This window comes from Chryseobacterium sp. CFS2, assembly GCF_036543225.1.
GTDB lineage: Bacteria > Bacteroidota > Bacteroidia > Flavobacteriales > Weeksellaceae > Chryseobacterium > Chryseobacterium culicis_A.
Window position 1 is genome coordinate 111,391 of record NZ_JAZHQU010000012.1, and the last position, 26,021, is coordinate 137,411.

The 26,021-nt window shown below is 37.1% G+C and carries 14 protein-coding genes and 1 rRNA gene; 10 read left to right on the plus strand and 5 right to left on the minus strand.

Annotated elements, in window-relative coordinates:
• Nucleotides 1-99: 99 nt before the first annotated feature.
• Together ODR02_RS22110 and ODR02_RS22115 are read right to left on the minus strand one after the other, a co-directional pair.
• Entirely contained in the window at nucleotides 100-1,608 is a 1,509-nt protein-coding gene (locus ODR02_RS22110; protein ID WP_309513569.1) for a RagB/SusD family nutrient uptake outer membrane protein, read from the minus strand.
• 25 nt (nucleotides 1,609-1,633) lie between these two features.
• Nucleotides 1,634-4,522, minus strand: coding sequence for a SusC/RagA family TonB-linked outer membrane protein (locus ODR02_RS22115; protein WP_309513570.1), 2,889 nt, complete (start codon nucleotides 4,520-4,522; stop codon nucleotides 1,634-1,636).
• Nucleotides 4,523-4,919: 397 nt separating this feature from the next.
• Between ODR02_RS22115 and ODR02_RS22120 the strand changes: the two genes are divergently transcribed.
• The 10 genes from ODR02_RS22120 to ODR02_RS22165 all read left to right on the plus strand — a co-directional run bounded on the left by ODR02_RS22120 (nucleotide 4,920) and on the right by ODR02_RS22165 (nucleotide 20,421).
• Nucleotides 4,920-5,708 (plus strand): SDR family oxidoreductase, encoded by a 789-nt coding sequence (locus tag ODR02_RS22120; protein ID WP_309513571.1) that lies wholly within the window; start codon nucleotides 4,920-4,922, stop codon nucleotides 5,706-5,708.
• Nucleotides 5,709-5,853: 145 nt separating this feature from the next.
• The gene (locus ODR02_RS22125; RefSeq protein WP_245169816.1) at nucleotides 5,854-7,458 is read left to right on the plus strand and encodes an autotransporter assembly complex protein TamA; all 1,605 of its coding nucleotides are present in this window, start codon (nucleotides 5,854-5,856) and stop codon (nucleotides 7,456-7,458) included.
• A 308-nt stretch (nucleotides 7,459-7,766) separates the two neighbouring features.
• Nucleotides 7,767-10,925 (plus strand): SusC/RagA family TonB-linked outer membrane protein, encoded by a 3,159-nt coding sequence (locus tag ODR02_RS22130; RefSeq protein WP_309513572.1) that lies wholly within the window; start codon nucleotides 7,767-7,769, stop codon nucleotides 10,923-10,925.
• 20 nt (nucleotides 10,926-10,945) lie between these two features.
• Nucleotides 10,946-12,466, plus strand: a complete 1,521-nt coding sequence (locus ODR02_RS22135; protein WP_309513573.1) for a SusD/RagB family nutrient-binding outer membrane lipoprotein — start codon at nucleotides 10,946-10,948, stop codon at nucleotides 12,464-12,466.
• An 82-nt stretch (nucleotides 12,467-12,548) separates the two neighbouring features.
• Nucleotides 12,549-14,894, plus strand: a complete 2,346-nt coding sequence (locus ODR02_RS22140) for a phosphocholine-specific phospholipase C (protein ID WP_309513574.1) — start codon at nucleotides 12,549-12,551, stop codon at nucleotides 14,892-14,894.
• Nucleotides 14,895-15,082: 188 nt separating this feature from the next.
• Complete coding sequence (locus ODR02_RS22145) at nucleotides 15,083-15,661, plus strand: hypothetical protein (protein ID WP_309513575.1); 579 nt, start codon at nucleotides 15,083-15,085, stop codon at nucleotides 15,659-15,661.
• A gap of 104 nt (nucleotides 15,662-15,765) precedes the next feature.
• Nucleotides 15,766-16,566 carry a WxL protein host-binding domain-containing protein gene (locus tag ODR02_RS22150; RefSeq protein WP_309513576.1) on the plus strand — a complete coding sequence of 267 codons (801 nt, stop codon included), beginning with the start codon at nucleotides 15,766-15,768 and terminating at the stop codon, nucleotides 16,564-16,566.
• Nucleotides 16,559-19,312: a COG1470 family protein gene (locus ODR02_RS22155; RefSeq protein ID WP_309513577.1), complete on the plus strand. Its 2,754-nt coding sequence runs from the start codon at nucleotides 16,559-16,561 to the stop codon at nucleotides 19,310-19,312. The genes ODR02_RS22150 and ODR02_RS22155 overlap by 8 nt, the downstream gene beginning before the upstream one ends.
• Before the next feature lie 35 nt (nucleotides 19,313-19,347).
• The gene (locus ODR02_RS22160; protein ID WP_309513578.1) at nucleotides 19,348-19,845 is read left to right on the plus strand and encodes a hypothetical protein; all 498 of its coding nucleotides are present in this window, start codon (nucleotides 19,348-19,350) and stop codon (nucleotides 19,843-19,845) included.
• A gap of 9 nt (nucleotides 19,846-19,854) precedes the next feature.
• Nucleotides 19,855-20,421, plus strand: a complete 567-nt coding sequence (locus ODR02_RS22165; protein ID WP_309513579.1) for a hypothetical protein — start codon at nucleotides 19,855-19,857, stop codon at nucleotides 20,419-20,421.
• 144 nt (nucleotides 20,422-20,565) lie between these two features.
• Here ODR02_RS22165 and ODR02_RS22170 read toward each other — a convergent pair whose 3' ends face one another.
• The 3 genes from ODR02_RS22170 to rrf all read right to left on the minus strand — a co-directional run bounded on the left by ODR02_RS22170 (nucleotide 20,566) and on the right by rrf (nucleotide 25,941).
• Nucleotides 20,566-22,461, minus strand: coding sequence for a SusD/RagB family nutrient-binding outer membrane lipoprotein (locus tag ODR02_RS22170; protein WP_309513580.1), 1,896 nt, complete (start codon nucleotides 22,459-22,461; stop codon nucleotides 20,566-20,568).
• Between the two features lie 15 nt (nucleotides 22,462-22,476).
• Entirely contained in the window at nucleotides 22,477-25,374 is a 2,898-nt protein-coding gene (locus ODR02_RS22175) for a SusC/RagA family TonB-linked outer membrane protein (protein ID WP_309513581.1), read from the minus strand.
• Between the two features lie 459 nt (nucleotides 25,375-25,833).
• A 5S ribosomal RNA gene (gene rrf, locus ODR02_RS22180) occupies nucleotides 25,834-25,941 on the minus strand.
• Nucleotides 25,942-26,021: the final 80 nt, after the last annotated feature.

Consider the following 26,021-nt stretch of genomic DNA (forward strand, 5'->3'; position numbering starts at 1 on the left):
GACCATGGAGCGATCTACCTCTGTACCTGTGAAAAAAAACTATATCATCACAGAAGCATCTGCAATGATATAGTGGCTTATATATAAAAGATTAAAATTTTACCAGCCTTCATTTTGTTTAATGATTCCATGACTGTTTACGATTTCAGCCTGCGGAACTGCCCAAACATTATGTACAGCTGGATTAAAGTTTCTTGCTGCCCAGACTACCTGTCCATTGATCCCGTGCAGAGGTTTAGCATACGCCGCCTGCGCATCTCCCCAACGTACAAGGTCTCTGTGTCTGTCTGCCCATTCACCTGCCAGTTCACAACGTCTTTCATGTTTCAGATCAGCAATGGTACATCCGTTTTTCGGAGTTAAGCCTGCACGTACTCTGATCATATTGATTTCCTGATCCGCAGATTTCCCCTGCATCAGCATTGCTTCCGCTTTGATAAGGATTACCTCAGCATAACGCATGATCGGAACGGCAAGGTCTGTACATGGATAATCTCCGTTGGCACTTACATGGCCACTGTTTAACTGATATTTGAAGGCATCCATATATTTATTAAACTGATATCCGGTAAGGGAATTAGAAGAAGCATATGTTCTTTCTTTTCCGTTGAAGGTAAACTTGTCGCCTATTTTCAAGATGGTAGCACTTCTTCTAAGATCTCCGGTTTCATATTCATCAAAAAGTTCCTTAGTCGGTTGGAAATATCCCCATCCGTTATATTCTCCCCAACCTTTGTTTTCAAGCATTACCCCCGGAAGGATACTTCCCCAGGAAGTAAACTTAGGAGTTCCCGGAATAGACCAGATGTATTCTGAACTGTAGTTATTTTCTGCTTTGAAAACATCAGCGAAATTACCCAATAAGGCTCTGTTTCCTTTCGTCATTACTTCATTAGCCCAGAATTCTGCATTCTTCCAGTCTTTCATAAAAAGATATACTTTTGCCAAAAGCGCCCATGCAGCTGCTTTATGAGGTCTTCCGTAGTCTTTTGCTGGAAGTTCAGCCTGAGTAGGTAATAATTCTGCTGCTCTTTTCAGGTCATTCACAATGTAGGTGTAATTTTCCATCACGTTTGCCGCTCTTGGAATTGGGTTGGGGTCCGGATCTTTTGAGCGGTCAATAATAGGAATTCCCGCTTTTTCATTTCCGTAAGAATAGGCCAGTTCAAAATACATTCTGCTGCTCATGAACAAAGCCTCTCCAAGATATTTATTTTTGGTAGCTTGTGAAGTTTGAATATTATCAACGTTACGGATCACACGATTAGCCACTCCGATTACATTAAATCTTTTGTTCCATTGGGTTTCAAGGTCACCTGCTGCGATATAATTGCTGCTGAAGTTCTTCGCATTATCCGCCTCACTTTTCGCTCTCCCGGTTACCATATCATCGCTGGCATTGATAAACCAGAAAAGACCTCTTCCATAAAATTCACCGTCAAATAATGGTTTATACATCGCATTTGCTCCGGTAATAAGGTCATTTTCCGTTTTCCAGAAACTGGCTTCCGTAGGAGTTCCTTCAGGCTGAACATCCAGCTCTCCTGTACACGATAAAAGCATTACGGATATTCCTGAGATTAAAAATATTTTATTGAAAAATTTCATTTCTTTACTTTTTGTTGGTTAAAAATTATAATCCGATCTCCACTCCAAAGATGAATGAACGTGCCTGAGGATATCTTCCGGTATCTACACCATAAGAATTCATTCCTACTTCAGGATCAAACCCTGTATATTTCGTTATTGTAAACAGGTTATTGGAAGTCACATAAACTCTTACTTTGTTTACATCCAGCCTGCTGTACAATTCTTTTGGTAATGAATAACCGATGGTAAGGTTCTTCAATCTTAAGTAAGATCCGTCTTCCACATAGAAATCTGATACTTTGGAATAATTACCACTCGGGTCTCCGTGTACCAGTCTTGGAATATCAGTATTGGTATTCTGAGGAGTCCATGCATTCAGAATATCTCTGTCCATATTATAGTTCTGCCCTGTTCCACCCGGATTCAAGGAAATGAACTTCATTCCATTGAATATTTTATTTCCGTATACTCCCTGGAAGAATAAGTTAAGATCAAAATTTTTCCACGTCATGTTATAAGAGAAACCATAAGAAAACTTAGGATATGGACTTCCCAGATTGACAAAATCATTATTATTAAGCACTCCTGTGTTACCTTCTTTCTTCAGGAATTTAATATCTCCAGGTTTTGCATTGGGCTGAATAAGATTACCGTTGGCATCTTTATAATTATTGATTTCTTCCTGGGTCTGGAAAATTCCTCCCGTCTTGTAACCATAGAAAGAATAGAGAGGATCACCTACTTTCACACGGGTTGGTTTCAAAACGCCTCTTACTCCATTATCATTGATAAAGATCTCATCTACATTAGCTAATTGCTTCACCGTATTTTTTAGTTGACTCACAGTAGCTCCCACTGAGAAAGTAAAATCACCAGAAACTACCTTGTTATAATTAATCCCCAGTTCATACCCTTTATCCTGGAATAATCCTGCATTTACATACTGATTATTATAAGTTGCCGTACTTGGTAAGCTTACATTGAAGATCTGATCTTTAGAATTCTTTACGAAGTAATCGAACTGTAAGGAGAGGCTGTTATGAAGGAATGAAGCATCTACTCCGAAGTTGGTCTGCTCAGATTTTCCCCACTTAAGATCCGGATTGGGACGCGTGGTAGCATAATAAGCAATATTCTGAGAAGGATCCTGTCCGAAAATAACATTATTATCTCTGGTCATTAATGGATTTACCGCCTGAGGAGAAATCCCTCCAAGGTTACCCAGAATACCATAACTTCCTCTCAATTTCAGACTTGAAAGCCAAGAAATATCCTGCATGAAATTTTCTTTCGAAACTACCCAAGCACCGGAAACCGCATAGTAATTAGCAAATCTGTTTTGCTTCGCTACGAGTGAAGAACCATCACGTCTTCCCAATACACTTACGATATACTTTCCTGCATAATCATAGTTTACTCTCGCCAGATAAGAAACCAAAGATTGCTTGAATCTGTAACTCGAAACATCTTTATTGGTATCTGCAGCATTCTGTAGATGCTGGAAAACCTCAGCTTCACTTCGGAAGTCATAAGATTTTGCCACAAAACCATCATCAATTGTTTTCTGAAACGTAAAACCTCCAAGGAAATCAAAATTGTGCTGTCCTGCAGTGATTTTGTAAGTCAGCAACTGTTCTGCAAGTGCTGTGGATGAATTATTAGACTGATATTCCAGATTGTTGGTATCAAAAATTTTCCCAACCTCCAGTACCCTGTAGGTAAAGTTTTTTACAGTACCCAATTTAAAAGTCTGTGAAAAATTGGAACGGAATTTTAAATTTTTTGCTAAAGTAATCTCTGCATAAGGATTAATTAAAATCTCATGGGTAGGATTCCTGATACTGATTCTTTGAAGATAAGCAACCGGGTTGATCATATCTCCATATCCTCCTGCCACATCAATGGGTAATCCGGAAAAAGCACCGCTTGGAGTATATACCGGAACATTCGGTGGATAATACATGGCAGCCACTAAAGCACCTGTATACCCACTTTTGGTATCGGCTGTATTTCCGTCTGAGTAATTATAATACATATTTTCTCCGATGGTCAGCCAGTCTTTTACTTTATGTTCAGAATTTACTCTGAAGTTGTATCGTTTTGCCTGCGTATTCAATAAAATTCCTTCCAGGCTTCTGTGGTTCATTCCCACAAAATATCTGGATTTTTCACTTCCACCACTCAGATTAACGTTATATTCCTGAATCGTTCCTGTTCTGAAAATTTCTTTCATCCAGTCTGTTCTCGTTATTCTTCCGTCCGGATATTGATTAGGGTTAAAAGCTATCGGTAAGCTTCCCAGTTTCCCTGCATTTTCATAGGCTTTGTACATTACATCCTGGAATTCAGCTGCATTCAAAGATTCTTTCAGTCTCCATGCTTCGTTCACCCCGTATTTAACATCAAAATCTACCGTAAGATTTCCTTTTTTCCCTCTCTTAGTGGTAATAAGAATAACCCCTCCTGAAGATCTTGCTCCGTAAATAGCTGCAGAAGCATCTTTAAGGACAGAGATATCCTGAATATCATTTGGATTAATAGATGGTGTTCCGTTGAAAACTACTCCATCTACTACATAAAGAGGAGTTTCTCCATTGATTCCTCCCAGCCCACGAATATTTACCTTAGGCGCTCCGTTAGGATCTCCACCTTCGTTCACTACAGTTACTCCGGGAGCTTTCCCCTGAAGAACTTCTCCTACTCCAGATAATGATCTGGAAGTTAGCTTATCCAGTGAAGCCTCCGAAACGGCACCGGAAACTTTACTTTTTTTCTGAGTTCCGTATCCAACAACCACAATCTCATCGATGGATTTTTCTTTTAAGCTGTCTTTTTTCTGTGCGAGGAACATCGGTGAAGCTGATATTGCACCAATAAGTAATACCCTTCCCGTGAAATAAGTTACGGACACAGGGATTTTAAATACATTCATGATCTCCTTTTTGATTAGGTGCAAAATTAGAACAGCACGCTCCCACCACTCATTAAGGTTTCCTTATGTTTTTATTAAGAAATTTTAGCTTTTTTCAGATCCCGTATACCACAAAACAAAATTAAACAACTGAATTACAAACACATAAGCAATTAAAAGTAATCATTCTGCTGATATTGCATGGAGAATTGAGATTAACTTTATTTTAAGTTTATCATCAATCCGAGAGAATAGAAGAAGATATCATTAAAATTATTTCAGGAATAATAAATAACTCAGTTCATTTTTCTTTTTTTACATTTGCTGAAAATAGATTTTACTTTTGAACCCAGACCATTAAAAACAGTCTGGTGAGTATCAGAAGGGAAATTAAAACATTAAAAATCATACGAATTCAATGACCATCATTATTACAGGAACCTCATCAGGAATCGGGTTTGCATTGGCCGAATATTTTGGTAAAAAAGGACATCAAGTATACGGATTAAGCAGAAAGCATACGGAAAGTGAGTACTTCAGATCCATCCCTACAGATGTTACTGATAACACAGCTGTTCAGAATGCCATCGCTGAGGTTTTAAAAACAGAAACAAGAATTGATGTTTTAATTAATAATGCCGGAATGGGTATGGTAGGAGCAGTAGAAGACTCTACGAAGGAAGACATTCTGAAGCTTTTTAGCCTTAATCTTGCCGGACCTGTCCAGATGATGAGTGCTGTTCTTCCGAAAATGCGTGAGCACAAATTTGGAAAAATCATCAATGTTTCCAGTATCGGAAGTGAAATGGGACTGCCTTTCCGCGGATTTTACTCAGCATCAAAATCAGCATTGGATAAAGTAACTGAAGCAATGAGATATGAAGTTTATCCATGGAATATTGAGGTATGCTCTCTGCATTTGGGAGATATTAAAACCAATATTGCAGACAACAGAGTGATAGCACAGGTCTCCCAGCCTTATAAAAATGTTTTTGACAAATTATATGCGTTGATGAATTCTCATGTGAATGACGGAACTGATCCATTGGAAGTAGCAGAATATATTGAAAAGCTTTTAGCAAAAAATAAATGGAAAGCTCATTATTATTTTGGTAAATTCGGGCAGAAAATAGGGGTTCCGTTGAAATGGATTCTTCCGCAGGGAACTTATGAGAATTTAATGAAGAAGTATAATAAACTGGATTAGTTTCAGTTGTATAGAAAGTTATTTAATAATATAAAATTTTAAACCATTAAGAAAAATTAAGTTGTAAAGAATCACTAAGATAAGCTTTGCTTTAAGTTTTATTACACTTAATTCTATCGTTTGCCTGGTATAGATACATTTGGGATTGAAACTGTTTTTAAAAATATTTTTTGTACTGTTCTGCGTTTTTACACAAGCGCAGAAGAAACAATATTGGCTGATTGATACGGAAACTAAAATCAGAAAAAAAGTAAAAGATTCAACCTCTGCAGTCAAATTTCTGGATTCATTAGCCCAAAGTAATTATTTCTTCACCCAACTGAAAGACGTAAAAATAAAGGGTGACAGCACTGAAATTTTCTATGACAAAGGGAAGAATTTTAATCAAACCTATGTCAATCTTACGGATTCTCTTGTTCAGAAACTGAAAATTCAGAAGGATTTTTTTACTAAGAACTTAGATTCTACCAAGAAAAGTATCAACAAAGCCTATATTGATGAAGGTTATTCTTTCAGCAGAATCAAATCTAAATATAAAGGGCAGAAGAATGGTTATCCTATTGTAGAACTTGACATCAATAAAAATGATAAAAGATCGATCAACGGATTTGTCGTTAAAGGATATGAAAAAGTTCCTAAAAGGTTCATCAAAAATCTTGAAAAGGAATTTAAAGGTAAAAATTATGATGACAAAAACCTTTTAGCTATTAATAAAACCTTTCAGAGCCATCCTTTTCTAACGCTTGAACGGCAGCCACAAACATTATTTACGAAAGATTCTACCAGTATTTACCTGTTTTTGGAAAAGAAGAAAACCAATACTTTTGACGGGGTCATCGGATTTGGGAATGACAAAACTTCCAAATTTACCTTAAACGGAACGATGAATGTCAATTTCAGGAATATGTTCAATGGTTTTGAAACCGTCAATTTATACTGGCAGAGAAACCCGGATAAAGGACAGAATTTTGATCTTCGGGTGGACATTCCGTACCTGTTCAAATCGAATGTCGGAATGGATACAAAAGTAAACATCTATCGTCAGGATTCTACTTTTGCCAATGTAAAATTCCTTCCAGCCTTTTATTATCATATCAACAACCGGAACAAAATAGGTTTAAGAGCAACCCTGGAAAGCTCAACAATTATTGATACCCTATACGTTCAGGGAAAAGACTACAACAAAAAGGGAATCGGGATATGGTATGAAATGACAGAGCCCACCGATATTGATCTTTTCCTTTATAAGACAAGGATCAATGCCGGATATGATTTTTTAACCACCACCTACTCTAAGGATAATATTAAAGCCAATCAAAACCAGTTTTATTTCTTTGGAGAACATAACTATCACATTTCAGGAAACCACTTTCTGAACATCAAGGGAGAAGGAGCAATGATGGATTCTAAAATAGAATTCTCTGCGAATGAATTATACCGTTTTGGAGGCTGGAATTCCATGCGGGGATTTAATGAAAACTCTCTTGCTGCCGACTTCTACTACTACGGAAGTCTGGAATACCGCTATCTGATCGGCAATCAGGCATTCTTCGATTTCTTTGGACAATATGGACAGCTCAATAACAAATCCCTAAAGGTAAAACCTAAGCTCTACAGTGTCGGGCTCGGTTTCAATTTCTTCATTCCTATCGGTTTGATGAGTTTCCAGCTGTCTAATGGTAACGAATTTGGAAATCCTTTTAAATTTAATGATATCAAAATTCACTGGGGAATTCTGAGCAGGTTCTAAAAAAGAAAGGAAGAAGGAAGCTGGAAGATCGAAGTTATTGATGTCCCGGTTTTACTATCCTGTTATTTTTATTGTAAAGATTAACATTGACTGCTCAGAAATTTATAACACGATAGCGACTTCCAGCTTCCCTCTCCCAGCTTCCTACCTTATATAGTATAATAAAGCAAAAATCCATACACAAAGGATATTTCCCATTTTACTTTTCTATTAATTCTTTATGTTAAAAAATATTAAATCGTATTTTTATTTTAATACATCATTAAAGTATAGGTAACAGTGCTCTCCTAAATTTGCCTTCAAAAAAAATGAAGAAGACTCTAGCTACTTTTGCCGTTTTTTTACTTCCTCTATATTTTTCTGCACAGGAAATCAATATTTCCGGAAATGTAAAATCAGAAAATGGCTCTAGTGTTTCCGGTGTAAACATCACTGATAAAAATACAGGAAAGACTGCTACTACAGATCAAAATGGTAATTTCACCATTTCTGCAAACCCCAAAGACATTCTTGAGTTTTTTGCTCCTGATTTTTCTGTTTATACCGTTGAGGTTTCTTCAAAAAAACAGTATTCTGTTGTCTTAAAAAAGCCAAACGAAAAGCAGATTGAAGGCGTTGTCATTACCGCATTAGGTATTGCCAAGAAGAAAGAAAAAATCGGGTATTCCACTCAGGAAGTAGGAACAAAACAGTTTGAAACAATCACCACTCCAAGTATTGGAAATCTATTCTCCGGACAGGTAGCTGGTTTGAATGTTTCCAATCCGACGGGAATGCAGCAGGCACCACAGTTTACATTGAGAGGAAACTCCAATCTGGTTTTTGTCATTGACGGCGTGATTGTAGAAAAGGAAGTTTTCCAGAATTTAGATCCTAACAATATTGAAAATATTAACGTACTGAAGGGAGCTACTGCTTCGGCTCTGTATGGTTCGAGAGGTCGTTACGGTGCAGTATTAATTACAACGAAAACCGCTAAGAAGAAGGGCTTCTCCGTAGAATTTTCTCAGAATACCATGATTACAGCAGGATTTACGAATCTTCCAAAAACCCAGACTGAATATGGTAACGGTTCTCACGGAAAATATGAATTCTGGGACGGAGCTGATGGTGGAGTTAATGACGGAGATATGATCTGGGGACCAAAATTTGTTCCCGGTTTACAGATAGCCCAATGGAACAGCCCAATCAGAGATAAAGTAACAGGACAGGTAGTTCCATGGTACGGAGCTGTGACAGGAACTCAGTATGACGACAAATCAAGATATGAAAGAGTTCCGATCGACTGGAAATATCATGATAACTTAAATACTTTCTTAAAACCTGCGGTGATCAATAATAACAACTTTGCGATCAGCTATAGAAATAACAAAGATGTATACAGATTCTCCGGAAATTTCATGAATTATGATGACAGAGTTCCGAATTCCTATCTTCAGAAGTATGGGATTAATTTCTCCTCTGAAAATCATCTTGGAGATAAATTAATTTTTGATACGAAATTCAATTTCAACCAGGCTTTTACCCCTAATATTCCCAACTACGATTACAACCCAAGCGGACACATGTACACCATTTTGATATGGATGGGAGGTGACGTAGACGGAAATGCACTGAAAAACCACATGTGGATTCCCGGAAGAGAAGGAAGGGCACAGGCCAACTGGAACTATGCATGGTACAATAACCCATGGTTCGGAGCGGAATATTATAAGAATCAGAACAGAACCAATATCATCAATGCACAGACAGGTTTAGAATATAAAGCTACACAGGATCTTTCGGTAAAAGGGAAAATATCTCTTGTGGAAAACCACAGCAAAACGGAAGTATTGAGTCCTTATTCCTATTTCAATTACAGTGCACCAAGAAGTGGAGGTTATATTTTGAAAGATAATAAAACATGGAACCTCAACTATGATGTACTGGCAACTTATAAGAAAAAAATATCCGAAAACTTTGATTTTACAATCAATGCCGGAGCTTCAGCTTTTTATTATAAAAACAATAACAATGAAAGGTCTACAGATGGATTGAAAATTCCTGAAGTATACACCTTTGAAAATTCAATCGGAGCGCTGAAAAATTACACTTATCTGAAGGAAAAACTGATTTACAGTGCCTATTCAACGATTGATATCGGGTTGTATAATGCTTTCTTCATCAATATTTCAGGACGTAACGACTGGTCTTCCACGCTTCCTAAAGCCAACAGATCTTACTTCTACCCTTCGGCTTCCATCAGTGCTGTGATTTCAAACCTGGTAAAATTGCCGGAATCTATCAACATGTTGAAACTTTCCGCTTCATGGGCAAAAGTAGCGTATGACTTCCAGCCTTATTCCATCAGAAATTATTATCTGAATAATCAGGGAATCACTTTCAACGGAAATCCTACGTATTATTATCCAACGACTCTGAATATAGAAAACTCTTTGAAACCGGAACAGACAAAGTCCTATGAATTAGGTTTAAGTGCAGGTTTCCTGAATAATAGAATTACCTTAGACGCCACTTATTTCAGAACATTAGACTATAATAATATTCTTCAGTTCCCGGCGGCAGAGTCATCAGGTTTCACCTCCCAATATGTAAACGGAAACGAATACACCACAAAAGGATTTGAAGTTTCCCTGGGTATGGTTCCTGTAAAAACTGCCGATTTTACCTGGAAAACCCTGATCAACTGGAGTACTTACGAACAAAAACTGACTTCCATTTATGACAATATGCCGAACTATAATAATATTAAGTTAGGGGAAAGAATGGACAGTTATTATGATTATACCTGGCAAAAGTCTCCGGACGGAAAAGTTATCCTTGATGCCAATTCAGGAATGCCTACAAGAGCCAATACACCAAGCAACCTGGGACACTTTAATCCGGACTGGACTTTCGGCTTCAACAACACATTCAAATACAAGAAATTTAGTTTAAATATAGGAATTGACGGAAGCATTGGAGGCGTGATGAGGTCACAGGTAGTAGAAAAAATGTGGTGGGGCGGAAAGCATCCAAATTCCGTAGCCTACAGAGATCTTGAGTATGCTAATCCGGGAACCTATTATTTTGTACCGGATGGAGTTAATTACAATCCGGCTACCGGCCTTTATACTCCACACACAAAAGCGATAAGTTTCCAGGACTGGGCACAGAATTATCCATACCAGGCAAGAGTAACGCAGGACGAAAGTGAGGAGTTTGCCAACGTTTTCGACAGAACCTTTATCAAGCTTAGATCTGTAGTTCTGGAATATGATTTCTCTTCATTACTGAATCCAAAAGGAATGGTAAAAGGTTTCACCGCTAATATTTCAGCGTATAACCTGGCGATGTGGAAAAAATCAAAGAATCTTTACTCCGATCCTGATTTCCAGATCAGAAGCGGAAGAAAAGAAGATATCACCAATGATATTCAGGATCCGTCCAGCCGATGGTTCGGAATCGGATTTAATCTTAAGTTTTAACTAAAATGTACGTCAAGACAATGAAAAATAATAGTAATATAGTAAAAGGGATAAAAGGTAAAACAGCAAAAGGGTTAATAAAGAGCATCTTTGCTGCAGGACTTCTGACATTGGCATCATGTGAATCCAACCTTGATAAAATCAATGAAAACCCTAATGACCAGGCCAGCATTGATCCTAAATATCTACTGACCTTCGTTGAAAAATATACATTCCAGGTAAATGGTGATAATATGTATGCCTCAAGAATGATGATTGGTACTGATGGCGAAAATTCTTACCAGTATATGAAATGGAATGATGCTTCTTTTGAAGTCTATACCAAAGGACTTCTGAATACAGGAAAAATGATGCAGGAAGCAGAGAAAAGAGGAAATAAAAATTATCTTGCCATTGGTAAATTTTTGAGGGCCTATCACTTCTTCAATATCAGTTTAAAAGTGGGAAGTGCTCCCTATTCTGAAGCGGCAAAGGGCGAATCAGGCATTACACAACCTAAGTATGACACACAGGAAGCAATTATGTCCGGAATTTTATCAGAATTAAAAGAAGCCAATGATCTTATTAATACCAACGACAAAATTGAAGGTGACATTGTATATAACGGTGATGCTTTAAAGTGGAAAAAACTGATCAACTCATTCCGTCTAAAAGTTTTAATCACACTTTCGAAAAAAACTACAGTAGGAAATTATAATATTGCTACAGAATTTACTTCTATTGCAGGGAGCCAGTCTTTGATGACTTCTATTGCTGATAATGGTGAGCTTAAATTTGCCGATGCATCAGACAGCCGATATACTATGTTTAACAACAGCGGATATGGTTCCAGTTTATATATGGCAGATTACTTTATCAATATGTTCAAAGACAGGCATGATCCCCGTTTATTTACTTTTGCAGCACAGACTACAGGAGCAAAAGAAGCCGGGAAAGCCATCACAGATTATACAGGATATAACGGCGGAAATCCTACTTCCCCATATTCTGACAATGCAGCACTGATCACGGCAAAAAATATCTCTAAAGTAAATGACCGTTTTTATAAAGATCCCACCAACGAACCTGCGTCTGTATTAAGCTATTCAGAACTTGAGTTTATCCTGGCCGAAGCTACGGCAAGAGGCTGGATTTCCGGATCTGCAAAAACCCATTATGATAATGCAATTAAGGCAAGTTTCAGTTTTTATCAAACGTATGTAAAAAATCCGGGACAATATTTCTCAGGATTTGATATCAACCAATATCTGGCGACTCCTTTGGTAGTTTACAATAATGCTGATGCTCTGCAGACACAGCTTGAAAAAATCATGACTCAAAAATACATGACCATGTTCCATCAGGCACAATGGACTTCTTATTATGACTATCTGAGAACGGGGTATCCAAACTATCCTTTAAAAGCAGGAGTGGCGGCTCCTTTCAGGTTCAGATATCCACAATCTGAATACAGCTATAACAGTACTAATCTAAAAACTGCTTTAGCAGCCCAGTACGGAGGAAATGACAATATCAATTCCAAACCTTGGTGGTTACAGTAAAAAACTGATTATTTTTATAGAAAACAAAGAAACCGCAGGAAAATCCTATTAACTTGCGGTTTCTTTCTTATTACGATTGAACATGAACAGAAGAGAATTTTTAGAAAAATCAAGTCTTTTATTAGCAGGATTAGGAACTTCAAGTGTTCTCCATCCTTCCATTTTAAAAGCTTTAGCTATTGATCCGGCTGCACAGTCTACATTTTACGATGCAGAACATGTCGTAATCCTGATGCAGGAAAACCGTTCATTTGATCATGCTTTTGGGGCACTCAAAGGAGTTAGAGGATTTTTGGATAAAAGAGCATTTGTAAAGCAGGATGGACATTCCGTATTTTTTCAAAAGAATGATGATGGAAAATATGCATCTCCTGCCCGACTGGATTTAAGAAATACAAAATCTACATGGATGAGCTCACTGCCTCACTCATGGGCCGATCAGCAGAAAGCACTGAACAAAGGAAAATACGATCAGTGGCTTCAGGCTAAAGCATCAGGAAATAAAGATTATAAAAATATTCCGCTTACATTAGGGTATTATAACCGTGAAGACCTTCCTTTTTACTATCAGCTGGCGGATGCATTTACCATATTCGATCAGTATTTCTGCTCTTCACTTACCGGAACAACTCCCAACAGATTATTTCTTTGGTCCGGAACGTTGAGAGGACAACAAAACGGAAAGGTAAAAGCCAATGTTGTGAATGAAAACATTGATTATGATAAAGCAAGACAGGCAAAATGGAAGAGTTTCCCTGAAATTTTGGAAGAGCAGAATGTTTCGTGGAGAATTTATCAGAATGAAATCAGTCTTCCAAAAGGAATGTCCGGCGAGCAGGAAGCCTGGTTAAGTAATTTTACAGATAACCCGATTGAGTGGTTTTCAAAATTCAATGTTAAGTTTTCAAAAGGATATTATCAGAATATCCCCAATATCATAGCCTATCTGAAACAGGAAATTGAAAAAAATCCTAATCAGAAAGAAAGACTGGAAACTATGCTCGCTGAGGTTCAGGAAGATCAGGTAAAATATCATCCGGATAATTATTCCAAACTTTCTAAAGAAGAAAAAAACCTTCACGAAAAAGCATTTACCAACAACTCTAATGATCCTGATTACTGGAAACTGGAAATCGGAAAGGATGAAAATGGAGAAAGACTGGTTGTTCCTGAGGGTGATGTCCTGTTCCAGTTCCGTAAAGATGTGGAAGAGAAAAAACTTCCGCTGGTTTCATGGCTGGTAGCTCCTGAACATTTTTCAGACCATCCGGGATCACCTTGGTACGGAGCATGGTATATTTCTGAAGTTTTGAATATTATGACCAAAGATCCTGAAACCTGGAAAAAAACCATATTCATCATCAATTATGATGAAAATGACGGATATTTTGATCATGTTCTGCCTTTCGCTCCACCTATGAACCCAAGCCAGCCTGTGGATATGAACGGAAAAGAGGGCGTGGAATATGTGGATCAATCTCAGGAATACATGAGCAATCCTTCTTTAAAAAATTATGAAAAAATTGAAGGAACCGTTGGATTGGGTTACAGGGTTCCAATGATCATCGCTTCCCCATGGACGAAAGGAGGGTTTGTAAATTCCGAAGTATCGGATCACACTTCTGTACTGCAGTTTCTGGAGAAATTTATCATGAAAAAATTCAAAAAGGATGTGCATGTTGACAATATCAGTGACTGGAGAAGAGCGGTATGCGGTGATCTCACCTCTGCTTTTAATTCTACCAGTGTAAAAGCGCCACAGATGGATTATCTGAATCAGAAAGAGTATGCTAAAACCATCAATGCCGCCAAAAATAAACCGGTTCCTCATCTGAAATGGTATGCTGAAAATGAACTTAAAAACAATTTGCTTGAAATTCAGGAAAGAGGATTGAAACCATCTCATCCACTGCCATATCATTTCCATGTCAATTTAGAAGGTGAACAGATAAAAATGTCCAATTTAAAAGAGAATGGTGTTCCGCTTTTGGTGTATGACAGGACTCAATTCGACAGTAAGGATTATCATTTTTCATATGCCCTATATTCCATGCAAAAGTTATCCCATGCTGTACATTCCGGAGCTTATGATTATGAAATCTTCGGTCCCAATGGCTTTTTCAGGAAATTTCAGGGAATTATTTCACCGGAAATGGAGATAATTTTAGAGAATATGACCGCTAAAAACCAAGTGGAACTGACGATAAGAAATAACAAAAAGAAAAATTTCTCCATTCATCTGGAAGATTTGTACACAAAAAATAAAAAAACAATTTCTGTACAAAAATCAGAAGAAAAAATAATTATTGATCTTGATAAATTTAAAGGGTGGTATGATTTGAAAATAACATCAAACGAGCATCTGTGGCACTTTGCTGGACGTATAGAGACCGGAAAAGTCTCCGTTTCTGATCCGCATTGGGCATAAAAATTTCTTTTAATATTGATAAAAAACCTGTACAAATTTGTACAGGTTTTTTTTGACTTATTGTGTTAAAATATATTTTAAGTATAATGCATTACATACGATAAATAATTGTTAATATAAAAATTATAATATATTTTTCTCAAATTATTCTGAATTTTGTTATATTCACTTAACTAATTACTTGCATCATGAAAAAACTAAATTTAACTATTGCAGCGTCTTTATTTGCATTGGCTCTATCCGGGAATCTGAGCGCGCAAGACCTCGCTACAGATAACCATACGGTTACCATTTCTATTCCCGAAGTTGCATTGGTAGATATTGAGCCATCTGCTACAAAAAACATTACTCTTGGATTTACAGCTCCTACGGAAGCAGGAAATCCCATTCTTCCATCTGCGGCGAACACTACTTTGTGGCTTAATTATTCTTCTATTAAATCTGTGGCAGATCCTACCCGTAACGTAAGCGTAAAAATGAACGCTATCATTCCTGGAGTTGATCTTAATGTAACGGCGGCAGCTGCCACCGGAGCTGGAGCAGGTACATTAGGAACTTCTGCAGGTCTGCTTACATTAACTAGTACTGACCAGACTATTATTTCTGGTATTGGAAGTGCTTATACAGGAAATGGAGCTAATAACGGTCACAATCTTACCTATGCACTTGCTGCAGGAAGTGGTCCTGGAGGGGTAGCCGCTTACGCAGATTTACAGGCTACAGCTACTGTTGCTGCTACCGTTACTTATACAATATCAGATAATTAGAATTTAATTAAAATTCTATTCTGCGTTTCAAAAACAAGAAGAAACTGTTATTCAGTTTCTTCCTGGCTTTGTATTATTAATGATTTAACTCCAAACTTTATATCATGATAAAGCGTATCCTTCTTTTGATCACCCTGATTTTGCAGTTCAGCTTTTTACATGCCGGTATTGTGATTCTCAACGGGCTTACGCATTCTTACAAAATAGAAAACGGAAAGGTTTATAAAGGAAAAGTTGCCATTGAAAACACAGGCAGTACTCCTCAAAGTGTAAAAATATTTTTACAGGATTATACCTACCATGCGGACGGAACGACCAATTATACAGCATTACATACCAATACACGCAGTAACGGCGAGTGGCTAAAACTCAATACCAATCTTGTTACGCTTAAAGGTAAAGAAAAGACTGAAATATTCTATGAAATAACAGTTCCCAATCAGGCCATGGATCCCGGAAGCTATTGGAGTGTGATTATTGTAGAACCGGTAGAAGAGATAAAGCCCAGTGACAACAAACCAGGAGTGAGTATCACTTCTATTATACGATATGCCATTCAGGTTATTACAGATTTTGAAACAGAAAAGGCCAAACCGGACCTTAAGTTTGAAAGTGTAAAGGTGGAAAAAATGGAGGGAAAACAAACCGCAAAGGTAGCAATAGCCAATAACGGTAATCTTTACTGTAAACCTACAGCTTCCATTGAAATTTACAATCGTAAAACGGGTGAAAAGGTGGGTACTTATTCAAGTTTAACAATGGGGCTGCTCCCAGGCACCTCCAAAACATTTTACATTGATATCAGCAAATTACCCCCTGCTCAATACAAAGCAGCGATCATAGCGACCGATGAAGAGGAGAATGCTTTTGCACTCAATGTGGAACTAGAAGTAAAAAATGATTAGAACTTGGACTTTATTTATTATCATAACATTATTCCCGGTATTTATTTTTTCTCAAGAGCAATCCAACCGATTGATCAGTAAAAAAGATAGTTTAATGCCGGGAATGTCTACTTCTATTCCCTTCACTTTAGAAAATATTTCAGCTGAAACCAAAACATATGATATTTCAGTTAGTACATCAAGTCCGTCTATCAATCCTATTTTAGTAAAAGGAGAATTTCAGATTCCTCCTCATGAAACCTCGGTATACCTGGTTCCCTTACGTGTGGGAACAGAAACCGGACAGGGTACTTATTCTGTCATATTGAATATTACCGATCGTAATAATGGAATATCGTTTACGAAAAACTCAAAAATCATCGTTTCCGGAAACAGAAATCTTTTGGTTACCCCATTGAATACTCCTGAATTCATAAGAGCCGGGGAAACCATCCGGGCTTCTTTCCTTATCAAAAATAATGGTAATATAACCGAAAACATTGTATTGGAAAGCAAAAATGCAATCGTTGATCATGAGTCATCATTAGTGCTTTCCCCCAATGAATCAAAGATTGTCACTATTCATAAAGTAACAAGTCCTGAACTCGCTCAGAATGAATTTCAGAATCTAAACCTTTTTGTATATTCGAAGGGTAACCCTAAAGAAAATCAGGATGTCTATGTAAGTACTCAGGTGATATCAGCGAAACCCTCTGAAAAAGATATTTATCACAGACTTCCTGTTGCCCTCTCCTTATCTTTCATCGGAATGCAGAATATGGGAGTGTATAACGATGGTTTTCAGGGGGAAATCTACGGTAAAGGAACACTTGATAAAGACAACAAAAATCAGATTGAGTTCAGAGCCGTTACCCACAATCCTGTAGAACTCAACACATTCACCCAATATGAAGAATATTTTGTGAACTATAAACGGGATCAATTGTATATTCATCTTGGTGATAAATCGTATTCTTCATCTTATCTTACGGAGTTTGCAAGGTATGGTCGTGGAGCGGAGATCCGTTATGATTTTAATAAAGTGAGCTTTGGGGGCTTCTATAATCATCCAAGGTTTTTCAGAGATATCAAAGATGAATTTAATTTCTATTCCGCCTTTAAAATCAGAAAAGAGTCTGAAATTACTGTAGGATATCTTTACAAAACTCCGCGGCAGGGAGAAATCCGTTTTACAGATGTCAGGCTAGACTCTGATGCTCATCTTCCTTATGCTAAAGGAAAATTCAAGGTTTCAAAAAATATAAACATTTCCGGAGAGCTGGCCTACAGCACTACACAAAAAACAGATGGGACAGCTTATTTATTACAGGCAGATGCTGTTTTTAAAAAGTTGAACGCCAGCTTAATGTACATGAGAGCCAGTCCTGATTTTGCCGGATATTTTACCAATACCAATACCATCAACGGTAATATTTACTATAATGTCACCAAAAAGATCAGTGTATTTGCCAATTATATGCAGGATGCCAAAAATTTCCAAAGAGATACCCTTTTACTGGCAGCACCTTACAGAAAATATTTGCAATATGGAGTACAGTACAAATATCTGCCTACCGGTTTCGTCATTCTTACGAATGGGTATCAAACCTATAAAGATCGTTTAGAACCTAAACAGTTTGATTATTATGAACGTTACTTCAAGGTGAGTGTTAATCAGCAGGTAGGAATGTTTCAGGTAAATCTGGATGGGCAATTCGGTAAAACAGATAATTATCTGACAGGATTTAACGGTAATTCAAGTTTTTATTCTGCGAATCTTTCATTTCAAAAATTCAGAACAACCTTTAACATCTTCGGAAGTTATGCCATAAGCTCAAGGTATCAGCTTCAAAATCAGAAAAATTTTTATTACGGAGCAAGAATCTTCAGCCAGTTTTCTGATAAGACCAGCTTAAGCATCTTTTATCAGAACAATTATATGCCTGAAGAATATTTTAAAGACAGAAATCTGTTTGAACTTCTTTTTCATCAGCAGTTATTTCCCGGAAATGAACTTGACCTTTCGGGAAGATATTCATTGCAAAGAGGAGAAATTGGGAATAAAGATTTCATTTTCTCCATGCGTTATACATGGCGTCCTCATATTCCGGTACACAAAACTGCGGAATATATTTCGCTGTCAGGAAATATCAGCAATTTAGGGATCAAAAAGACGGAAGGCATTAGATTAATGCTGGGAAGTTATCTGTCCATTACAGATAAAGAGGGAAATTATATATTTAAAAATGTTATTCCGGGGAATTACTTCCTTGAAATAGACCGTTCAACTACGGAAATTAATGATATTCCAACCCAAACTTTTCCTGCAGCCCTTTCCCTGGTGAATAAGGATAATACTTTCAATTTCGGATTAACCACAGCTGCCAATGTTCAGGGACATATTCAGTTTCTGGATACGGGAGAGAAAGATCAGATAGATTTAGCGCAGATACAAACACTAAAAGGAAAGAAGAAAAGAGAAAGCATTATTGTGGAAGCCACCAATAATGATCAGACTTTTCGGAAGATATGTTATATCGGGGAAGATTTTGATTTTACTTATCTCCGCCCGGGAGACTGGACCGTTAAAGTGTACCGCAATGGATTGGATAAGCGCTATAAAATTTCGACAGATAAATTTCTTTTTACTTTAAAACCTTTAGAAACAAAGAAATTAAACATCAATGTTGTCAAGCAGCAGATAGAAATCAAATACCAACAGGAATCCTTGAAAGTAGGATATAATGAAATAAAAAAGAAGAGATGATTCTGATCCGTTCCATAGTATTAATAGCATCGGTTATGATATCCGGTTCAATCTATTCCCAAACCTCGGCGAGTACTACTGTCAGCTTAACATTGCCCGTGGTAACGTTAATGGATATTGAGCCAACAGGAAGTATTACGTTAAATTTTACAGCTCCTACTGAAGCTGGAAATGCCCTGGGAGCTCCCACTCCCAATACATCAAAATGGGTCAATTATACTTCCGCCATTACTTCCGGAGGGCTTACCCGAAGAATTACAGCTTCAGTAAATAAAGTTATTGCAGGTGTGAATATAAGGATTCAGGCAGCGGCAGCTTCCGGAGCTGGAGGTGGAACACTGGGAACATCTTCAGGACAGGTTATTCTCACCACAACTCCCACAACTATAATTAGCGGTATCGGAGGAGCATATACAGGAAATGGAGCGAATAACGGCCATGCCCTTACTATTTCATTGGCCACAAATACGTATGCCAATTTACAGGCACAGGCCAATACAGCAATTGTCATCACTTATACCATCACAGAATAAAATTAGAAAATGAAAGTCAAAAGTCCCTTTCTCAAAGAACAGTTCTTAAAAAGATATCTATACATTATTGCTTTAATAATGGGAAGTTTTCTTGAAGGGCAAACCATAAATATTGCCGGAACCAGCTGGACAGCCAGCGTACCTACCATTACAGAAGCTGGAAATAACTATACCGGAACTTATGACAATCCCAGTCTGTTAACATTATCAGGTTTTTTACCAGGGTCTTTTCTAAATTTACTGGGCAGCTCCGGAGCTAAAATCAGTATGCAGCATGTTCCAACTTCCTGGAACAGTTCTCTGAAACTTTATGCAAAAAGGAGTGGAGGAACAGCAACAATCAATGGTCTTTGTGTACTGTGTACAGCAACTATTAACGGTGGCCTTAGTTATATTGAAATACCACAAGCCACGGCCGTAACACTTTCAACAATTACCTTTAGTGGTGTTTTAGGTGTTAGCAACAGTGTAAATTATTCTGCTATTAGTGTACAATTGGAAATAGGTGGAGTTTCTGTGACGATTCCTGCTGCAGCATATAGTACACAAGTCGTTTTTACCATAGGAGCAAATTAAAAAATATGCCAAAGCCATCCAGATCCTTACATCATAATGAATTCAACAATTTCTGTAAAGAAATATTCAATCCATATGTATCTATAAAAACAATCCTTTTCAAAATCAGAAAAGGATTGTTTTTTTATGGTATTTTAAAATTAATTAATGTTTGGCCCACCAAAGAGGAGTGAGTACAGCATCAGCACCACCAAGTAATTGTACAGCCTTATCGTATCCAGGCTGATCCGTATTTCTGAAAGTACTTGGATATCTTAATCTCTGAGGGAAATTCTGAATAGAATTCGTCATATAATTCCCTGAAGTCAGATTAGGAAGATTTACCAAAGGTGTTTCTATTGCAGGATTTTCAAAAAATGGTAACCCAAGTCTTCTCTGGTCGCTCCAGGATTCTAACGGTAGCCAAGGCATATTGGCAATGTATTTCTGGGTAATAATCTTTGTGAGTTTATCATTCTTTACAGATCCATTCTTATAAATGGTATTCACCGGATATTTGATGTCTACAGAAACCAAGTTCCCGGTTACAGGATCTTTATATTTCATTGTATGGCTCACTCCAGGTTCTGTAATATGACCATAAGAAACAGAAGTTCCATCACGGTTATAATCTGTTGAAGTAATATATTGACCATAGAATTGCGAAACTTCATTATAAACAAAACTTTCCTGAATTCCCTTGTTATAGGCAGCTTCATCACTCATTGGAACCGACCAGCCTTTCAATGCGGCTTCCGCCAAAAGGAAATACGTCTCCCAGCTTGCAAAAAATATTCTTGAATTCTTACTTTCGCGATACTGCTTACCCAAAGCCGGCATACATCCAACTACATTTCTCAATCCGTTTCTCTGTCCTTTTACTCCCCAATTTCCAATGGTGTAGGCATTCCAGGTATTGACTGTGTTTACTGTTATTGTCGAATTATCTGCAAACGTAAGATCTCCATGATTGGTAGTTGCCTGATTGGTATAAGTAGGATATAATGAATAAACCGGACTTGTAAGATCTCCTGGAATATAGAACGTTTTATACGCTCTAGGATCGATTTTATTGGGTAGACCATCCAACCAATATCCTGCACTTGGATCGTTGGTCATTGTTGTAAACTGTTGATCATATTTTATTCCAATATAGTCAGATGCTTTAACCGCCGTATGCTGAGCTGCAGGTAATTGGTCTGTGGAACTTACTCCTCCTAAACCAACATATAAATTGTTAAGTGTTCCTGACAAGATTTGGGAGTTCCATTCTCTTGACATTACCCCTGTTAAGGCGTCCCATCCTGGTTTTTCAGCCACTTTAAAATTATCTGCACTTGTAGCGATAAACTTATTTGAATTAGCTGCTGCTTCAAATTCTGTTTTTGCTTTTGAAGGATCTACTTCAGCAATTCTCATGGCGATTCTCATCCTCATAGAGTTGGCATACTTTACCCATTGAGCCCAATTAAATCCATAAACCATATCATAGGCATTAGCATTTGATGGCACTCCTTGGTTGGTGTCCATTTTTGCGGCTGCATCTTTTAATTCTTCTAAAATAAAATAATACACTTCTTTTTCAGAATTAAAAGTAGGATTCGTTCCCTGAAAAGCCTGAATAGGTTGTGGTCCGAAATTATCCGAAAATTCGCTCATTAAATAAGCTCTCCAAATTCTGGAAACCTGAATAATATTGTCGTAATAAGGTTTTCCTTGCCCGAGTGATTTTTTTTCATTCGCTAATTGAATAGCCGCATTTGCATTATTGAGCCAATCTGAAGCGTATTTCCAATATTCGGAAGTCCAGGAATCATCGTAGGTTCCCCCCGCAATTCCTGTTGTTAAATGCTGTCTGGAGGCTGTTTTCCAATATAAAACAAAAACACGTTCTGCAATATTAGGATCTTGCTGGGCACCGAGAATTGAGTTGTTTAATAAATATTCAGGTTCTGCTTTATTAGAGTCTACAGCAAACGGATTATTATTGATGTCTTCAAAATCATTACATGAAGCACATACTAAACCGATGGTAAAAAATGATAAGATATATTTTTTCATTGAGTCAGTTTTTAATTAAAAGCCTAAAGTGATTGTAAATAAATAAGATCTTGAAGTAGGAAAAGCAAGGTTTTCAAATCCTGTAGCATTAGAATTAATGGCAAATACAGATTCCGGATCAATCCCTTTTGCTTTACTGTAGATCATCCATACATTATTGGCCGTAAAAGCAACTTTAGCACTTTGCAGGGCCAATTTTTGGAAAATACTTTTAGGGAAATTATACGTCAGCTGAATATTTCTTAAACGAATATTGGTAGCATCATAAATATTTTGTTCCGTAATTCCTAAATTTCCAGCTGTTACAGCTCCCCAATAATCCTGTTGAGTGATCTCTTTGGTATTTGCTGTATAACCGCCGCTTCCCTGCACTACTGCATCCAAAATCATATTATCACGTTTTCCTCCAGGTGCAGTGTCCGCAGCAAGTCCATTCGCTTGTAATGCCGCTTGTGTTGCAGAGAAAAACTTTCCTCCGATTCTCCCGTCAATTAAAAATGAAAGCCCGATATTTTTATATACAAAGCTGTTGGTAAAACCAAACAAAGCCCTCGGAGTCTGATCTCCAAGATAATATTGATCAGGAGTAGCCTGTGGCAATCCATTTTGATCCACAATCAATTTTCCGTAATGAGCGCTGCCGGTATCTTCTACTCTCAGAAATTTCGTTCCATAAATTGCCCCATAAGGTTTTCCCACTTCAGCGAAGAAGGCAACATTATCAAAACCTGCTAAAGGATATTTTGAGATATTCCCGTCAATTTTATCGATGTTACTTTTTAAAGTTGACAAATTAGCATTTACATTCCACGCAAAATTTTCCTTCTTAAAAATATCTGTATTCAATACGAATTCAAATCCTTTATTGTGCAGTCCACCTGAATTAATCATCATTCTTTCATATCCTGAAAGTGGATTTATCGGAATAGCTATAAGCTGATCAGTTGCATTATTATTGAAATAACTTACATCCAGAGACACTCTGTCAAAAAACTTCATATCTGCACCGACTTCAAAAGTTTTAAGTTTTTCCGCATGTAAATTTGAATTAAAAAGTATTTTATTTCTTGCAAGTACAATATGTCCGTTTGGATCAGTGGAAGCAATATAGGTGTTGTACAAGCTTTGAGGAGGTAAAGAGTTCCCTACAACGGCATAGGCTGCACGAAGCTTAGCAAATGTTAAAACATTCGAACTCGTACCATTTAATTTCTTCAGCATATCTGTTAAAACTAATGAGGTACTCACAGAGGAATAAAAATAAGATCTGTTATTAATATTCAACGTAGAGGACCAGTCATTTCTTGCGGTAGCATTCAGAAACCAATATCCGTCATAATTAATCTCAGCAGCAGCAAATACTGAATTAATTTTTTTCCACATATCAACTTCAGTTGTTGTAACAGAAGCAAGATCACTTGTATTAGAAGTGCTGAAAACGTTGGCAAGAATAAGATTTTGTGTAGTAAAATATAAAGCTTTATCCCTGCTTTCCATCATCTGTCCATACACAGAAAGCGATCCGCCCCATTTGCCAATAATATTGTCTTTTTTAGCATTAAGGCTTATGATATAATTATTCTCATAAAACTTTTCCTGACCGGTCGAGTAAGAATTATTACGGGAAGATCCTGTCCAAACCCTTGCATCCGTATTTAAAGAATAGAAATCTGTTCCTAACCTTACGTCTGCACTCAGCCAATTATTAAATTGATATTTGAGATAACCATTCAATAAAAACCTATCTTTTTTATCAGCATTCAATGCATTATAGGCTGTCCAATAAGGATTAATTCCATTTGAAGTGATCCAGCGCGAAGTAACTTCATTTTGCATCTGCCCATCACGATAGTCTCTTACATCAATATTTTGAGGCATTAAAAGTATTTTCGGATAGTAATTTCCATCACCTTGTCCACCAGAAGGTCTATTTGTTCCTTTAATACTCATATATTGGGCTTTCACCTCACTCGTCCATCTTTTATTAGCTCCAAAATTAGAATTCATTTTAGCCATAAAATTGAACCTTTCGTATTTTGAATTAGGAATCTGGCTATTGCTATTTAAATAATTAGCAGAAGTGTACAAGCTTGACCCTTCGCCTAAGTTCTCCTGAAAGCTCAGTGTATGCTGTGAATTTGTTCCTGTCTTAAAAAAGTTTTTTAAGTTATCATAAACCGTCATATTGGATCCCTCAAAAGATGGTCCCCAGGAAGTAGTATTGTCAACTCCAGCAGGATTGGATAAACCATTACTACCTTGTGCAAAACTATGTTGCAAATCAGGTTTCATAAAAATATTTTCGAAACCTAAGCTTGTAGAATAGGTAATTCCTAATCCACCTTTTCTTTTACCGGTTTTTGTTGTAATCAAAATAACACCATTTCCACCTCTGGAACCGTAAAGGGCAGAAGCAGCACCACCTTTTAAAACAGAAAGACTTTCAATATCATCCGGGTTAATATCACTTAAACCATTTCCCATATCAAGATCCGGATTCCAGAAATCATTATTAAAGTCTTTTCCATTCTGTCTAACCTTTGATCCCAGGCTATTACTTAGCGGAACTCCATCCACGACAATAAGAGGCTGATTATCCCCAGTAAAAGAATTAAAACCTCGCAGATTAATTTTAGAAGAAGAACCGGGGCCAAAACTTCCTTTAATTACTTGTAATCCGGCAACCTTTCCTACCAATGCATTGGTCATGTTATTTTCTTTGGCATCAACAAGAGTTTGGCCTTTTACATCCTGGAAAGAATATCCAAGCGCTTTTTTTTCTTTTTTTACACCATAAGCTGTCACAACTACTTCGTCAATCTTTGACGTTTTAGTTGAATCACTTTGTGCATACAATCCATAGAAACAGAATAAGGATTGGAGCAGCCCAACCTTAAAAATGGTTTTTTTCATAAAAATTAGATTTGGTATATACTTAATAATATCTCTGGATATTTTAACAAATAAACGTAATTATTATTAAATTAATATACAATCATTAATTATTTATGTTAAATACATTAATAAAAGCAATCTAATCTTTCTAAAGCTTATGATACTTAAACGGTTAAGTAAAATTCAAAATTTGGTTAGCCATAATTAGTATCTGGTAACTGAAAAAAAGGGATAAAATAGAATATGTATTGTATAGACTCCTACGCAGTGACAACAGTGTTGGGTAGAGATGAGTAATGGGTAATGGGTAATGATAGCATACGGTGGATATTACTCATTGCTGATTGCTGATTACTCATTATTGATTATTTATGTTGGGTTGGGATTTGTCAGGGTAAGCAGGTAGCTATGGGGATAGTATATAACAAAAAAAAAATCCTTTATCATCAGATAAAGGATTTTTAAAAATAAAATAAAAACTGGCGGCGGCCTACTCTCCCGCGTTAGCAGTACCATCGGCGCTGGTGGGCTTAACTTCTGTGTTCGGAATGGGAACAGGTGAGCCCCACCGCTAAAACCACCCTAAAGGTTGTATATAAGAGGTTAGAGATTAGTACTTAGAGATTAGTAAAAACTAACTTCTAATATCTAGATTCTAACTTCTG